Below are 14,815 nucleotides of genomic sequence, written 5' to 3'. Positions count from 1 at the left end.
AGAACGACCCGGGCCCGGCAGCATGTGCTGTCGGGCCCGGGTCGTTCGTGGAAGTGACGTGATGCGTGGTCCGCGTGGGGAACGGTCGGTCAGGAATCCAGACCGTAGGGGTCGACGGGAAGAGCCTCGTTCATGGACGCGTCCGCGTAGCCGCGGCAGTAGTCCCAGGTGACGTAGGCGTCGGGGGACGGATCGAAGGCCGGCTCGTGCGGTCTGACGGTGCCGTCGACGAGCAGCTGCAGCAGGTTCGCCCGCAGCATGTCCCAGTCGTGGTAGTGGTCCTGGTGGCAGTCCTCGCAGCACACCACGAGTCCGCGGACGCCGCGGGGAGCCAACAGCGCCTCGTAGACGGCCAGGTCTGCGAGGTCCTCTTCCACCGCGAGCCGCTCCGCAGGATCCAGGGGCTGGCCCGGCTCGATCGCGTCCAGTGCTGCGGACGGATCGTCGGGGTCTCCTGCGAACGGGTCCGGTGGGAGTCCGGGAGGCAACTGATCACGCACGACTCCACGGTACGCAGACCGAGGGGGTCTGCGCCAGCGGTCGCCAGGGGACACGCCGTGAAATCACACGGGGTGATGTGACGAACATCGGGGAACAGGGTGGGAGCCGAGCTTGTTCCCCGAACAGATAACATGAAGGGGTGCGTGCCGCTCTCCAACTGCCCGTCGGTGCGACGAGCGCGCACAGCCTTCATTCATTCCTGCTGTCGGACGGTTCTGCCGTCCGCTCCCATCGACTGTCACGGAGGGTCCGAACCGCATGAGTAGTACCGGAGGGCGCGTGCACACCGGCGGTGACGACCCGAACAAGGTCGCAATGCTGGGTCTGACCTTCGACGACGTGCTGCTGCTTCCCGCGGCTTCCGACGTCGTCCCGAGTCAGGTCGACACGTCGAGTCAGCTCACCCGCGAGATCCGCCTGCGGATCCCGCTGGTCAGCTCCGCGATGGACACCGTCACCGAGTCCCGCATGGCCATCGCGATGGCCCGGGCCGGTGGTATGGGCGTGCTGCACCGCAACATGCCCACCGAGGTGCAGGCCGCGCAGGTCGAGACCGTCAAGCGGTCGGAGGCCGGCATGGTCACCGATCCCGTCACCTGCAAGCCGACCGACACGCTGGCCGAGGTCGACGCGAAGTGCGCGCGATTCCGCATCTCGGGTCTGCCGGTCACCGACGACGAGGGTCAGCTCGTCGGCATCATCACCAACCGCGACATGCGCTTCGAGGTCGACCAGAACCGCCCGGTCGCCGAGGTCATGACAAAGGCTCCGCTGGTCACGGCCCGCGAAGGCGTCACCGCTGAGGCCGCGCTCGGTCTCCTGCGTCGCCACAAGATCGAGAAGCTGCCGATCGTCGACGGTCAGGGCAAGCTCACCGGCCTGATCACCGTCAAGGACTTCGTCAAGACCGAGCAGCACCCCAACGCCACGAAGGACCGCGACGGCCGTCTGCTCGTCGGTGCCGCCGTGGGCGTCGGCGACGACTCCTGGACCCGCGCCATGACGCTGGTCGATGCCGGAGCCGACGTTCTCGTCGTCGACAGCGCCCACGGCCACTCGGCCAACGTGCTGTCGATGATCTCGAAGCTCAAGAGCGAGGTCGGCGACCGCGTGCAGATCATCGGCGGCAACGTCGCGACCCGCGAGGGCACCGAGGCGCTCATCAACGCCGGCGTCGACGCGGTCAAGGTCGGTATCGGCCCCGGCTCGATCTGCACCACGCGTGTCGTCGCGGGTGTCGGCGCGCCGCAGATCACGGCGATCCTCGAGGCGTCCACGGTGGCGCGCGCCCACGGCGTGCCGGTCATCGCCGACGGCGGTATGCAGTTCTCCGGCGACGTCGCCAAGGCTCTGGCAGCCGGTGCGTCCACCGCGATGCTCGGTTCGCTGCTCGCCGGCACCACGGAGTCCCCGGGTGAGCTGATCCTGGTGAACGGCAAGCAGTTCAAGAGCTACCGCGGCATGGGCTCGCTGGGCGCGATGCAGAGCCGCGGCGAGGCCAAGTCGTACTCGAAGGACCGCTACTTCCAGGACGACGTGCTCTCCGAGGACAAGCTCGTGCCCGAGGGCATCGAGGGACGCGTGCCGTTCCGCGGCCCGCTGCAGCAGGTCACGCACCAGCTCATCGGTGGCCTGCGCGCAGCGATGGGTTACGCCGGCGCGACGACGATCGAGCAACTGCAGGAGGCGCAGTTCGTGCAGATCACTGCCGCCGGCCTCAAGGAGAGCCACCCGCACGACATCACGATCACTGCCGAGGCGCCGAACTACGTGGTCCGGTAGTTTTCGCGTTCGCAGCAGGGTCCCGTTCCGATTAGGACGGGAGCATCGTCCAAGAGGAGAAAGGGGCGCGCGTGCGCGACCTCGTTGAAATCGGCATGGGTCGCACGGCCCGACGTACGTACGAGCTGGGCGACGTCGACATCGTCCCGTCGCGCCGGACGCGGTCGTCGAAGGAGGTGTCGACGGCCTGGCAGATCGACGCCTACCGTTTCGACATCCCGGTGCTGGCGCACCCCACCGACGCGCTGGTGTCGCCCGCCTTCGCGATCGAGCTGGGCAAGGCCGGCGGTCTCGGTGTCATCAACGGCGAGGGCCTGTGGGGTCGTCATGCCGATGTCGACGCCGTCGTCACCCGTCTCGCGGAGATCGCGAGCACGGATCCGCGCGCAGCCGTCCGTTACCTGCAGGAACTGCACACGGCTCCGCTGCAGGGCGATCTGCTGGCCGCGGCCGTCGCACAGGTGCGGGATGCCGGGGTGACCACCGCGGTCCGCGTCAGCCCGCAGAATGCGCGCGCTCTCACGCCCGAGCTCGTGAAGGCGGGCATCGATCTCCTCGTCGTCCAGGGCACCATCATCTCGGCCGAGCATGTGGCCCACGGTGAGGACGAGCCGCTGAACCTCAAGACGTTCATCTCGGAGCTCGACGTGCCGGTCATCGCCGGCGGTGTCAGCGACCACCGCACCGCGCTGCATCTGATGCGCACGGGTGCGGCCGGTGTCATCGTCGGCTTCGGCTCCACGAAGCAGGCGACCACCACGTCCTCCTCGCTCGGTATCGGCATCCCGATGGCCACGGCCATCGCCGACGCCGCTGCGGCCCGGCGCGACTACCTCGACGAGACCGGGGGCCGTTACGTCCACGTGCTCGCCGACGGCGACATCGAGAACGCCGGCGACCTCGCGAAGGCGATCGCGTGCGGCGCCGACGCGGTGGTGCTCGGCGCGCCCCTGGCTCTCGCCGAGGAGGCCGCGGGTAAGGGCTGGTACTGGCCGTCCGTGGCCGGGCATCCGTCGATGCCGCGCGGCGCTGCGGTCCGGGTCGCCGAGGACGGGCGACCGGGCCTCGGTCGGGTGCTGTTCGGCCCGTCCGATGACCCCTCCGGTTCGCTCAATCTTGTGGGCGGCCTGCGTCGATCGATGGCGAAGGCCGGATACTCCGATCTGAAGGAATTCCAGAAGGTCGGTCTGTCGGTCCGCGGATAAGGATCTTCCCGGTACATCCCGATGGCCGGTCACAGCGTCGCAGGACGCGGTGACCGGCCATCGATTTTTCTCGCACTTCGTTTTCGTGCAACTCCACGTAACGGGTAGAGTCGGGGCTGTGCCTGTAGTCACACCGCCGAAGTGCATACTTGCCGGTAACAACTCTCGCCGCTGGAGGTTCCATGGGTAAGCAACGGGTCACGGACTACGACGTCCTGATCGTCGGATCGGGTTTCGGTGGGAGCGTCACGGCGTTGCGCCTCGTGGAGAAGGGCTACAAGGTCGGCGTTCTCGAGGCCGGTCGCCGCTACGCCGACGCCGACTTCGCGAAGACCAGCTGGGACCTGCGCCGCTTCCTCTGGGCGCCCAAGCTCGGCTGCTTCGGCATTCAGCGCGTGCACCTGCTGCGCGACTGCCTGATCCTCGCCGGTGCCGGCGTGGGCGGCGGGTCGCTGAACTACGCGAACACCCTGTACAAGCCTCCGGCGCCGTTCTTCGAGGACCGCCAGTGGGCGCACATCACCGACTGGCAGGACGAACTGAGCCCGTACTACGACCAGGCGAAGCGGATGCTCGGCGTGGTGCAGTACGGCCGGATGACCGACGCCGACAAGGTGATCAAGTCGGTGGCCGACGACATGGGCGTCGGCGAGACCTTCATCCAGACGCCCGTGGGCGTGTTCTTCGGCGAACCCGGCCGCACGGTCGCCGATCCCTACTTCGGTGGCGTGGGTCCCGACCGCACCGGCTGCATCGAGTGCGGTGAGTGCATGACGGGATGCCGCCACGGTGCCAAGAACACCCTCGTGAAGAACTATCTGGGTCTCGCCGAGCGGGCGGGAGCCGAGATCGTCCCGCTGACCACCGTCACCGATCTCCGTCAGGCCGCCGACGGCACCTGGGACGTGATCACCGAACGCACCGGCGCGTGGGTCCGCAAGCGGCGGCGCACCTACACGGCCGCGCACGTCGTCCTTGCCGCCGGAACGTGGGGCACGCAGCACCTGCTGCACCACCTCAAGGACACCGGTGCGCTGCCCGAACTGTCCGACAAGGTCGGCGAACTGACCCGCACCAACTCCGAATCGATCGTCGGCGCCGGGAAGATGCGGATCGATCCCGGTCTGAAGCTCACCGAGGGCGTCGCGATCACGTCGTCGTTCCACCCCACCCCCGACACGCACATCGAACCCGTGCGGTACGGCAAGGGATCGAACGCGATGGGCTTGCTGCAGACCCTCATGACCGACGGCGACGGACGCACCCCGCGCTGGGTGAAGTTCCTCGGGCAGGTCGTGCGGAACCCCGTGAAGATGCTGCGGATGCTCTCGGTGCACCGGTGGAGCGAGCGCACCATCATCGCGCTGGTGATGCAGAACCTCGACAACTCCATCACCACCTACACGACCAAGGGTGTGTTGGGCCGCCGCAGGGTCACGAGCAAACAGGGCCACGGGCAGCCGAATCCCACCTGGATCCCGGCCGGCAACGAGGCCACGCGCCGCATCGCCGAGAAGATCGACGGTGTCGCGGGCGGCACGTGGGGTGAGATCTTCAACATTCCGCTCACCGCACACTTCCTCGGTGGCGCCGTGATCGGATCCGATCGCGACCACGGGGTCATCGATCCGTACCACCGCGTCCACGGCTACCCGACGCTGAGCGTCGTCGACGGCGCCGCGGTCTCCGCGAACCTCGGTGTGAACCCCTCGCTCACCATCGCGGCGCAGGCTGAACGCGCTGCGTCGTTGTGGCCCAACAAGGGTGAGGACGACCAGCGTCCCAAGCAGGGACAGCCCTACCGTCGTATCGCGCCGATCGAACCGAAGAACCCCGTGGTGCCCGTCGACGCACCCGGTGCGTTGCGACTGCCGGTCGTCGAGGTCAAGCACAGCGGCGTCGCGTAGCGACCCGGAAGTGATCGGATGAGCGGCCGCGTCGGGAACACCCGGCGCGGCCGCTTAGACTGTTCGGGTGTCGTCGCAAAGCCAGCAGTCCAGACCGGTCGTCGTCGTCGATTTCGGAGCTCAGTACGCGCAGCTGATCGCTCGGCGCGTTCGTGAGGCCAACGTCTACTCGGAGGTCGTGCCCCACACGGCCGGTGTCGAGGAGATCGCGGCGAAGAACCCGCGCGCGGTGGTGCTGTCCGGTGGCCCCGCCAGCGTGTACGAGGAGGGCGCACCGCGTCTCGATCCCACGCTGTTCGATCTCGACGTCCCCGTCTTCGGCATCTGCTACGGCTTCCAGGCGATGGCGCAGGCGCTCGGCGGCACGGTCGCGCACACCGGCTCGCGCGAGTACGGCCGCACCGAGCTGTCGGTCTCCGGAGGTGTGCTGCACGACGGTCTGCCCGAGACGCAGCCCGTCTGGATGAGCCACGGCGACGGCGTCACCGAGGCCCCCGAGGGCTTCGAGGTCACGGCGACCAGCGCCGGTGCCCCGGTCGCGGCGTTCGAGGACCGCGCCCGTCGCCTCGCCGGTGTCCAGTACCACCCCGAGGTGCTGCACTCGCCCCACGGCCAGCAGGTGCTGAGCCGGTTCCTGCACGACATCGCCGGAATCCCGGGCGACTGGACTGCAGCGAACATCGCCGACGCGCTCGTCGAGCAGGTCCGCGAGCAGATCGGCGACGGTCGTGCCATCTGCGGCCTGTCCGGCGGCGTCGACTCCGCCGTGGCGGCCGCGCTGGTGCAGCGCGCCATCGGCGACCGCCTGACCTGTGTGTTCGTCGACCACGGCCTCATGCGCGAGGGCGAACGGCAGCAGGTCGAGAAGGACTTCGTCGCCGCGACGGGTGCCCGTCTGGTCACCGTCGACGCGTCCGAGACCTTCCTGCGCGAGCTCGCCGGCGTCACCGACCCCGAGACCAAGCGCAAGATCATCGGCCGCGAGTTCATCCGTTCCTTCGAGGGCGCGGTCTCCGAGGTGCTCGGCGAGGGTGCCGACAAGGGCGAGACCGTGAAGTTCCTCGTGCAGGGCACCCTGTACCCGGACGTCGTGGAGTCCGGCGGCGGTTCCGGCACCGCGAACATCAAGAGCCACCACAACGTCGGTGGACTTCCCGAGGACCTCGAGTTCGAGCTCGTCGAGCCGCTGCGCCTGCTGTTCAAGGACGAGGTGCGCGCGGTCGGACGTCAGCTCGGTCTGCCCGAGGAGATCGTCGGCCGCCAGCCGTTCCCCGGCCCCGGCCTCGGCATCCGCATCATCGGTGAGGTCACCCGCGAACGCCTCGAGATCCTGCGCCGCGCCGACTCGATCGCCCGCGAGGAACTCACCTCCGCCGGCCTCGACGGACAGATCTGGCAGTGCCCGGTCGTGCTGCTCGCCGACGTCCGCAGCGTGGGCGTGCAGGGCGACGGCCGCACCTACGGACACCCGATCGTGCTGCGTCCGGTCTCCAGCGAGGACGCGATGACCGCCGACTGGACGCGCCTGCCCTACGAGACCCTCGAGCGGATCTCCACTCGTATCACCAATGAGGTGACGGAGGTCAACCGAGTGGTGCTCGACGTGACGAGCAAGCCCCCGGGAACGATCGAGTGGGAGTGATTTCCGCTCGCCGTAAGCGGTGAGACGACGTCCCCCGGACCGGTCAGGTCCGGGGGACGTCGCGTAGGTGGGGGTGGTTATCTCCGGCGGTTGGGGAGGAAGACCAGCACCGCTCCGATCAGCAGGGCCGCGCCCACCAGGACCCATCCGAGGTCGACGGCGGCGAGGAACTCGACGGAGAACGGCCCGATCATGGCCCATCCGCTCACGACCAGCGCTGCCAGTGCGGCGAGCAGGAGCAGGAGCGACGGTCCCTTGCGGGTGCGCTCGGTCCGATCCTCGGTGTGTGTTCCGGTTTCGTGATCAGCCACGACGCACCTCCAGAGATCCGAATTCCATGTTCGCGTTCAGGTCCAGGACCGGCCCGTCGTCGACTCCGTCGGCACCACCGTCGATGCCGGGGGCGGGGCATCCCCTGATCTCACCGGGACCGACCGTGCAGTCGGCGCGGACGTCCAGGTTCTCCGGCAACAGCACCTCGACGCTGCCGAACCGGCCGTCGACCTGCACCGTGCGGTCCTCGGTGAGTTCGAGTCCCCGCAGATCGAGGGTCATCGCCCCGAACTGGAAGCTGTATTCGGACTCGAGCTGATCGGTACTGGTCGGAGCCCAGGTCCGGTCGCCCCAGTTGGAGGTGTCGACCGGGCCGGCGATCGAGGCGAGGACGACGAATCCGAGGAGGGGGCCGGTGACGACGAGCAGTCCGTGCCCGCGGTGCAGGAACGCGCCGATCAGCAGGCCCAGACCGACGACCGCGAGGGCCGCGGCACCCACCCGGGCGGGGGTCACCCAGGCCAGGTCGGCGGCGGCACCGAGCGCGCCGGTCACCGCAGCGGCGATCACGGCCAGTCCGAGAACCGTCGTGGTCAGGCGCGAGCGTCGATTCGTGACGATCGCAGGTTCGTGCTTCGGTGCCGGTTCGGGCAGATCCCATGCGAACGGGGCGACCCCGAGGGGATCCCATGCCGGCGGTGCCGAACGGTGGGGGGAGAGCGCGTCGACATCCGGGAGCGGAAGGTCGGTGTCCTTGCGGTCGGTGTCCTTGCGGTCGGTGTCCTTGCGTAGGTCGGGCATCGGGGACGTCTTCCTCTCAGTCGTCTCGGTGGGCGCTGTGGAATCGGTGCCCGAAGCAGGGGTGTCCGAGGCGTCGGTGGTGCTCAGGACCTCCGTCGCGTCGGTGGTCTGCGCAGGCGGGGTTGCCGCTGTGCTGGTTGTCTTTGTGCCGGCTGCCTCTCCGCCCGGTGTCGTCGTGGCCGCCGGACCCGCCTGCATGTGCCATGCACCGGTGTGTGCGCCCCACGGGGAGCAGTACGCGTTCGTCACCGGAGGCTGAGGAAAGGCCGCCTGGGTGGGGAAGGAGGTTCCCTCGGGCGCCGGCAGCACCGGCGGTTCGGGACGCCGCTGATAGAGCAGCCACCAACCGCCGAGCAGCAGGAGCGTTCCGATGAATCCGGAACCGCCCGAACCCGCACCCACCGGACCGATGGCACCCGCCGCGATCGCCAGGGCCACGAGGAGTACGACGACCTTGGTGGTCGAGTCCGAGCTCGCACCCCGCCCGACGAGCGATTCGAGCGAGGATACCTGGTCGCCGTGACGGGGGAACATCAGCCAGGCGGCCAGATAGAGGACGAGACCGCCACCGCCGAACAGCGCCGACGCGACGAAGACGACACGGATCAGCACGGGATCGACGCCGTAGCGCACTCCGATACCCGAGCACACACCCGCGATGTGCCCCTCCTTCGGCAGACGCACGGGGCGGGTCCGCCACATGTCCGCCACCTGGTCCTGAAAGCTCCTCGTGTCCATGGCACCCATCCTGCTGGGCTTCCGCGCGCGGCACATCAGGGACCAACCCTGATTTCCGAGGGCCCGATCGGAACCCGGACATCAGGGTTCGTCCCCGATGCCGGGCCGGCGATCTCCGTGCCAGTATCGAGGTGTGCAACCGGTACCTGGATTACCCGTGACCGTTCCCCGCCTCGAACGACGGGTGGGCGGTCGCATCGTGGGCGGTGTGGCCGGCGGTATCGCCGACCATCTCGGCATCGACGCCACCAAGGTGCGGGTCGCGTTCACAGTGCTCGCCGCCCTCGGCGGGTTCGGGATCGCGGCCTACGGCTTGCTGTGGATGTTCGTGCCCCCGGGCTCCGACACCGATCGCCCCACCGGCCCCGAACGGCGCCGAGCCATCGGCCTCGCCTTCATGGGTATCGGCCTGGCGGTGGGTCTTTCGTGGCTGTTCAGTGGTGGTGCCGCCGGGGTGGTGCTGCCGATCGTCGTGGTGGTCGTCGGTGCGGCGCTCGTATGGCGTGAATTCGACGTCGAAGGCCCCCGATCGGTACTCGGTCTGCCCGCACATCCGACGGTCCTCACATGGGCCCGCGTACTCGGCGGCCTGACCCTCGTCGTCACCGGACTCGGAGTGATGGTCATCGCGCAGGTCGACGTCGCGGCGCTGCGCTCGTCGCTGGTCGCCGTGGTGGTCACGCTGGTTGGTGCCGCCCTGCTGTCGGTGCCGCTGTGGATCCGGATGTGGCGTGCCCTCGAGACCGAGCGTGCCGCCCGGGTGCGCAACGAGGAGCGCGAGGAGATCGCGTCGCACCTGCACGACTCGGTACTCCAGACCCTCGCGCTCATCCAGAAGCAGGCCGGCGACCAGCAAGAGGTCGTGCGACTGGCGCGCAGCCAGGAACGCGAACTGCGCCGCTGGCTGTTCGGTGGGGACGAGACGCCGAGCACCTCGCTCGCCGAGACGCTGCGCACCATCGCCGGTGAGGTGGAGGACCAGTACGGTCTGTCCGTTCAACCCGTCATCGTCGGTGACGTCGCGCCGGATGACAGCGATCTGACCCCCGAGGCCGCGACCGCCGTGCTCGGCGCGACCCGCGAGGCTCTCGTCAACGCCGCCAAGCACGCCGGGGTGGACAGCGTCGACCTCTTCGCGGAGGTGGAACCGCATCAGGTGAGCGTGTTCGTGCGCGATCGCGGCGTCGGATTCGATCCCGACGAGGTGCCGGCCGATCGGCAGGGTCTGGCCAAGTCGATCCGGGCGCGCATCGAACGTCGCGGCGGCCGGACGGTCGTGAAGTCGAGTCCCGGAAAGGGAACCGAGGTGCGCATCCATGCACCGCGCGCCGGCCGGACGGAGACCGAACGCGAACAGGACACCGAGTCGACCTTAGAGTGGGGGGTGAACGACCCCCACCCCGAGGAGCAGACACAGTGACTTCGATTCCGGCGACATCGTCCGATGCCACCGAGAACAACCGTCCCTATCGTGTCTTCCTGGTGGACGACCATGCGGTCTTCCGCTCCGGAGTGCGCGCCGAACTGGGGCGCGAGGCCGACATGGAGATCGTCGGCGAGGCCGGGGGAGTCGCCGAGGCCGTCGCCGGGATCGAGGCGACCAAGCCGGATGTCGTGCTCCTCGACGTCCACATGCCCGACGGCGGCGGCGTCGCCGTCCTCCAGCGGATCCCGGACGGGCCGGTCTGCCTGGCGCTCAGCGTGTCCGACGCAGCCGAGGACGTCATTGCCGTCATCCGCGCCGGCGCCCGCGGGTACGTGACGAAGACGATTTCCGGTCCGGATCTGGCCGACGCCGTCCGGCGGGTCGCAGGGGGAGACGCCGTGTTCAGTCCGCGTCTGGCCGGTTTCGTGCTCGACTCGTTCACCGGCCGGTCGGCCGCGCCGGAACCGCCCCTCGATCCCGAGCTCGACTCGCTGACGCCGCGGGAACTCGAGGTGCTGCGCCTGCTCGCTCGCGGCTACACCTACCGTGAGATCGCCGAGGAACTCGTGATCTCGGTGAAGACCGTCGAGACGCACGCGTCGAACGTGTTGCGCAAGACGCAGCAGTCGAACCGCAACGCGCTGACCCGTTGGGCACACCGCCGCCGCATCGACTGAGCGTGACCGGTGCTCGTCGTGCCGATGCCGGCGGCGTGCAGTTCTCGTCGCTCGCGAGCGAAATCATCGACGAGGACTGCGCAGCCGGCGCAGATCAGACGACCAGCGCGATGATGACGGCGACGAGCAACGCCACCAGGATCACCGCGATCATCGCCGCCATCGCCAGGGGTGCATAGGCGACGATGCGGTCCTGCGGGTTGTCGGGCACGGGGCCCTTCGGGAGCAGGCGGTCGAGCAGATCCGCCGGGGCGAAACCCTTCGCCGACTTCTTCGGACCACCGGTGGCCTGCGTCGCGGCACCGAGGGGGCGGTCGACGAAGGAACCACGGGGGCGTGCGGGTTCGGCGAAGTGCGCGGAACGCTGTGCCCACGACGGGATCGTGCCGTCCTCGTTCTGGATGGGACGGCCGCGCAGCGCCGCCGCCGATCCGCTCGGTCCGAGGACCACGCGGGCGAGGAGATCGCGCGCCTGCGCCATCGTCGGGCGTCGCGCCGGATCGGGCTGGAGCATCTCGAGCAGGGGCTCGGTGAGCGGACCGGTGTGCGTGGGCATGATGATCTCCGCCCGCGCGACCCGGTGCAGCAACGCGATCGAGTCGGTCTCGAAGCCGAAGGGCGGTTGCCCCTCCACCGCGGTGTAGAGGGTGGCGCCGAGCGAGAAGACGTCGCTGGCCTCGGTGGGATCGTTGCCGCGCGCGACCTCGGGTGCGAAATAGGCGGGGGTGCCGATGATCACGCCGTCGGGGTCGTTGTCGCCCTTCGCGCGAGCGATGCCGAAGTCGCTGATCTTCACGATGCCGGCGTCGCGGCCGCGTTCGGCGATGAGGATGTTGCCGGGCTTGACGTCGCGGTGGACGATCCCGGCGGCGTGCGCGGCGGTGAGGGCGTCGGCGACGTTCGCGCCGATCTGCGCCACCACGTACGGCGGGAGAGTGTCGACGACGTTCATCACCTGCGCCAGGCTGCGGGACGGCAAGTGCTCCATGACGAGCCACGGTTCGCCGTAGTGCAGAGCCATGTCGTACATCGAGATGGCGTGCTCGTGGGCGAGTTGGGCGGCGGCCCGGCCCTCCCGGAGCGCGCGGCGGCGAAGATCCTCGGCCTCGTCGGGATCGAGGTCTGCGGTGGAGATCACCTGCTTGACGGCGACGTCGCGGCCCAGACGGTTGTCGCGGGCGAGCCAGACGGCACCCATGCCGCCACCGCCGAGCTTGGAGTCGAGCCGATATCGACCGGCCACCAAGTGATCCGGTCCTACGGCCCGTCCTGCCCATGCCTGCTCCGCCACTCGATCGAGAGTAGTCGATCGGAGGTGTTCGCCCCGGCCGAAAAACGTGTGAGCTGCACTGTAGTCACCGTCGGGGGCGGTGCTCCCGGCTTGACGGGAAGGATTCGGGTCGGTTCTACTTGATGGGGATCGAAAGTATGTTCGAATAGAGTGCGAGCCGGGCCACGACTTCCCCGTGGTCGGCCGGTCGTGTGTGTCAGGCGGCAGGCGGATGACAGGGGTGACAGTGGGCGAGGTGGCCGAATTTCCGGTGGACGACGAGGAAGCGGGTCGCGCGGAGCGGATCGAAGCGTTGCGACGTCGGATCGCGGCAGTGCCGGCGCGGGGCGAGGTCCAGTCCGTCGCGCGAGGCCGGGTCGAGGCCCCCTCCGACCGCATCCTGCCCGTCCCGGCTCCGCTCGCGGAACTGTTGCCCCAGGGCGGATTGGTGCGTGGCAGCGTCGTCTCGGTCTCGGGGGCCACCTCCCTTCTCCTCGGGATGCTCGCGTCCGTGACTGCCTCGGGCGGATACGCCGCCGTGATCGGTCAGCGCCGGCTGGGTCTGCTCGCCGCCGCGGAGATGGGAGCCCGTCTGCACCGGTTGGCTGTGATCCCCGATCCCGGACCGGATCCCGTGGAGATCGCCGCGGTGCTGCTCGACGGGATCGACCTGGTGGTGTTGGGGCTCGGTGGGGCATCGGTGCCGCCGTCCCGCGCTCGTGCGGTCGCCGCCCGGGCGCGGAGCAAGCAGTCCGTCCTCGTGGTCACGGACGGTCGCTGGGAGGGTGCACACGTGCGACTGGAGGCGCGGGTCGACGGTTATCGGGGTGTGGACGGTCCCGGCCGGGACCGGCTGTGCGCGACCCGCTTGTCGGTCCAGGCGCACGGGCGTGCGTTTCCTCCGCGCGCCACCCGCGTGGAGGTGTGCGCCGGCCGCAGTGCCGTCGAATGGGCGAGTGAGGAGCGAAATCGGCTGGAGGACGGGCATTTCCGTAAAGCGGTCCGGTGAACGACTCGTCCTCTCGACGGGCGCCCGCGCGGGTCGTGGCCCTCTGGTGCCCAGACTGGCCCGCCGTCGCCGCCGCCACCGCCGCGGAGTTGCCCGCGACCGTCCCGGTGGCGGTGGTCTCGGCGAATCGTGTCGTCGCCTGCTCGGCCTCGGCGCGGGCCGCGGGTGTCCGGCGCGGCCTGAGACGACGTGAGGCGCAGGCACGCTGCCCGGAACTGCATGTGGCCCGCTCGGATCCCGACCTGGAAGCGCGGACGTTCGAGGTGGTGGTGGCCGCAATCGATGCGGTGGCCCCGGGCGTGGAGGTGCTGCGCCCGGGTCTGGTGGTCCTCGCCGCGCGCGGTGCAGTCCGGTGGTTCGGTTCGGAGGAGGCCGCCGCGGAGGTCCTGATCGACGCGGTCGCGGCGAACGGCGTGGAATGCCAGGTCGGTGTCGCCGACGAGTTGTCCACAGCGGTCCTCGCCGCGCGCCGGAACGCGCTGGTCCCGACGGGGAGGGGCGCCGAGTTCCTGGCGCCGCTGCCGGTCTCGTATCTCGCGGTGGAACCGGCGCTGGCGGCTCCTCGGCGGGCCGACACGGTGGATCTGTTGCGCCGTCTCGGTATCCGCACCATCGGAGCGTTCGCCGCGTTGTCCCCTATCGATGTTGCGTCACGCTTCGACGCGGACGTCGTCGCTGCGCACCGGAGCGCACGGGGCCTGCCGGAACGTCCCCCGTCGGGGCGGCCGATCCCTCCGGACCTGACGGTCGAGCAGCCCTGCGACCCGCCGGTGGAGCGGGTCGACGCCGCGGCCTTCGCCGGTCGCGCACTGGCCGAACTGCTCCACACCAGGCTCGCGGCAGCGGGAGTCGCATGCACGCGACTGCTCGTGACGGCACGCACCGGGGCCGGGGAGGAACTCGCGCGCACCTGGCGCTGCGCCGAGCCGCTCACCCCCGAGGGTACGGCCGATCGTGTGCGATGGCAGCTCGACGGATGGCTCACCGGCCGCAACACGAACCGGCCCACGGCGGGAATCGTGCTGCTACGTCTCGAACCGGTCGAGGTCGTGGCCGCCGGCGCGCTGCAGCTCGGGCTCTGGGGCGGTGTCGGCGACGAGGACGAACGCGCACGTCGGGCGCTCGTCCGAGTGCAGGGCCTGCTCGGTGGGGACGCCGTCCGGATCGGAGTGCTCGGCGGCGGCCGGGGACCCACCGAACGGATCGTCCTCGTGCCCGTCGGCGACGAGGCGATACCGCACTCCGACCCGGACGCACCGTGGCCGGGCCGGCTCCCGCCCCCGGCTCCCGCGCTGGTGTTGCACACACCTCCCGCGATCCGGCTGGACGACGACGTGGGGAATCCGGTCTCGGTGACCGAGCGCGGACTGCTCAGCGGGTCACCTGCTCGGCTGCGATGGGGAAGTCGCAGCTGGACGGTGATCGGATGGGCCGGTCCGTGGCCGGTGGACGAGTACTGGTGGGATCCGGCCGCCGCCCGGTGCGCCGCCCGTCTGCAGGTGCTGCTCGAGGAATCACGGGCCCTGCTGGTGTTCTTCGGCGCCGACGGCTGGCGGGTGGAGGGCGTCTACGACTGAGTAGGCT

General features: G+C 69.7%; 12 protein-coding genes. 8 read left to right on the top strand and 4 right to left on the bottom strand.

Annotated features, from left to right (window positions below; genetic code table 11):
- Positions 1-89: 89 nt before the first annotated feature.
- A complete protein-coding gene (locus tag KXC42_RS17070) occupies positions 90-500 on the bottom strand; it encodes a DUF5319 domain-containing protein (protein WP_006550077.1) in 411 nt (136 codons plus the stop codon).
- 259 nt (positions 501-759) lie between these two features.
- Here KXC42_RS17070 and guaB point away from each other — a divergent pair, with 259 nt between their 5' ends.
- The 4 genes from guaB to guaA all read left to right on the top strand — a co-directional run bounded on the left by guaB (position 760) and on the right by guaA (position 7,037).
- Complete coding sequence (gene guaB / locus KXC42_RS17065) at positions 760-2,283, top strand: IMP dehydrogenase (protein ID WP_033097050.1); 1,524 nt, start codon at positions 760-762, stop codon at positions 2,281-2,283.
- 71 nt (positions 2,284-2,354) lie between these two features.
- Positions 2,355-3,488: a GuaB3 family IMP dehydrogenase-related protein gene (locus tag KXC42_RS17060; RefSeq protein WP_033097051.1), complete on the top strand. Its 1,134-nt coding sequence runs from the start codon at positions 2,355-2,357 to the stop codon at positions 3,486-3,488.
- Between the two features lie 182 nt (positions 3,489-3,670).
- Positions 3,671-5,395, top strand: coding sequence for a GMC oxidoreductase (locus KXC42_RS17055; protein WP_219129316.1), 1,725 nt, complete (start codon positions 3,671-3,673; stop codon positions 5,393-5,395).
- Between the two features lie 67 nt (positions 5,396-5,462).
- Entirely contained in the window at positions 5,463-7,037 is a 1,575-nt protein-coding gene (gene guaA, locus KXC42_RS17050) for a glutamine-hydrolyzing GMP synthase (RefSeq protein ID WP_039584863.1), read from the top strand.
- A gap of 77 nt (positions 7,038-7,114) precedes the next feature.
- On the opposite strand, the gene KXC42_RS17045 is transcribed toward guaA, so the two are convergent.
- Both KXC42_RS17045 and KXC42_RS17040 read right to left on the bottom strand, forming a co-directional pair.
- The gene (locus KXC42_RS17045) at positions 7,115-7,348 is read right to left on the bottom strand and encodes a hypothetical protein (RefSeq protein WP_006550082.1); all 234 of its coding nucleotides are present in this window, start codon (positions 7,346-7,348) and stop codon (positions 7,115-7,117) included.
- Positions 7,341-8,849 carry a PspC domain-containing protein gene (locus KXC42_RS17040; protein WP_052227246.1) on the bottom strand — a complete coding sequence of 503 codons (1,509 nt, stop codon included), beginning with the start codon at positions 8,847-8,849 and terminating at the stop codon, positions 7,341-7,343. The genes KXC42_RS17045 and KXC42_RS17040 overlap by 8 nt, the downstream gene beginning before the upstream one ends.
- Before the next feature lie 97 nt (positions 8,850-8,946).
- Here KXC42_RS17040 and KXC42_RS17035 point away from each other — a divergent pair, with 97 nt between their 5' ends.
- The gene (locus KXC42_RS17035; protein WP_051121489.1) at positions 8,947-10,269 is read left to right on the top strand and encodes an ATP-binding protein; all 1,323 of its coding nucleotides are present in this window, start codon (positions 8,947-8,949) and stop codon (positions 10,267-10,269) included.
- Positions 10,266-10,952, top strand: a complete 687-nt coding sequence (locus KXC42_RS17030; protein WP_006550085.1) for a response regulator transcription factor — start codon at positions 10,266-10,268, stop codon at positions 10,950-10,952. Before KXC42_RS17035 ends, KXC42_RS17030 begins: the two co-directional genes overlap by 4 nt.
- Before the next feature lie 94 nt (positions 10,953-11,046).
- On the opposite strand, the gene KXC42_RS17025 is transcribed toward KXC42_RS17030, so the two are convergent.
- The gene (locus KXC42_RS17025; protein ID WP_019288573.1) at positions 11,047-12,195 is read right to left on the bottom strand and encodes a serine/threonine-protein kinase; all 1,149 of its coding nucleotides are present in this window, start codon (positions 12,193-12,195) and stop codon (positions 11,047-11,049) included.
- A 274-nt stretch (positions 12,196-12,469) separates the two neighbouring features.
- On the opposite strand from KXC42_RS17025, the gene KXC42_RS17020 reads away from it, so the two are divergent.
- Positions 12,470-13,231, top strand: coding sequence for a hypothetical protein (locus KXC42_RS17020; protein WP_219130502.1), 762 nt, complete (start codon positions 12,470-12,472; stop codon positions 13,229-13,231).
- On the top strand, positions 13,228-14,808 hold the full coding sequence (locus KXC42_RS17015) for a DNA polymerase Y family protein (protein WP_037216093.1): 1,581 nt from the start codon (positions 13,228-13,230) through the stop codon (positions 14,806-14,808). The genes KXC42_RS17020 and KXC42_RS17015 overlap by 4 nt, the downstream gene beginning before the upstream one ends.
- Positions 14,809-14,815: the final 7 nt, after the last annotated feature.

The sequence above is a fragment of the Rhodococcus sp. LW-XY12 genome, from assembly GCF_019317345.1.
GTDB lineage: Bacteria > Actinomycetota > Actinomycetes > Mycobacteriales > Mycobacteriaceae > Rhodococcus > Rhodococcus pyridinivorans.
Note: the sequence above shows the minus strand (reverse complement) of the source record. Positions and strands in the feature narration are given on the sequence as shown.

What these genes read in the sequence shown, in the direction of transcription:
- guaB (WP_033097050.1), top strand. Translation starts at nt 760, where the DNA reads ATGAGTAGTACCGGAGGGCGCGTGCACACCGGCGGTGACGACCCGAAC.
- KXC42_RS17055 (WP_219129316.1), top strand. Translation starts at nt 3,671, where the DNA reads ATGGGTAAGCAACGGGTCACGGACTACGACGTCCTGATCGTCGGATCG.
- KXC42_RS17040 (WP_052227246.1), bottom strand. Translation starts at nt 8,849, where the DNA reads ATGGACACGAGGAGCTTTCAGGACCAGGTGGCGGACATGTGGCGGACC.
- KXC42_RS17035 (WP_051121489.1), top strand. Translation starts at nt 8,947, where the DNA reads ATGCCGGGCCGGCGATCTCCGTGCCAGTATCGAGGTGTGCAACCGGTA.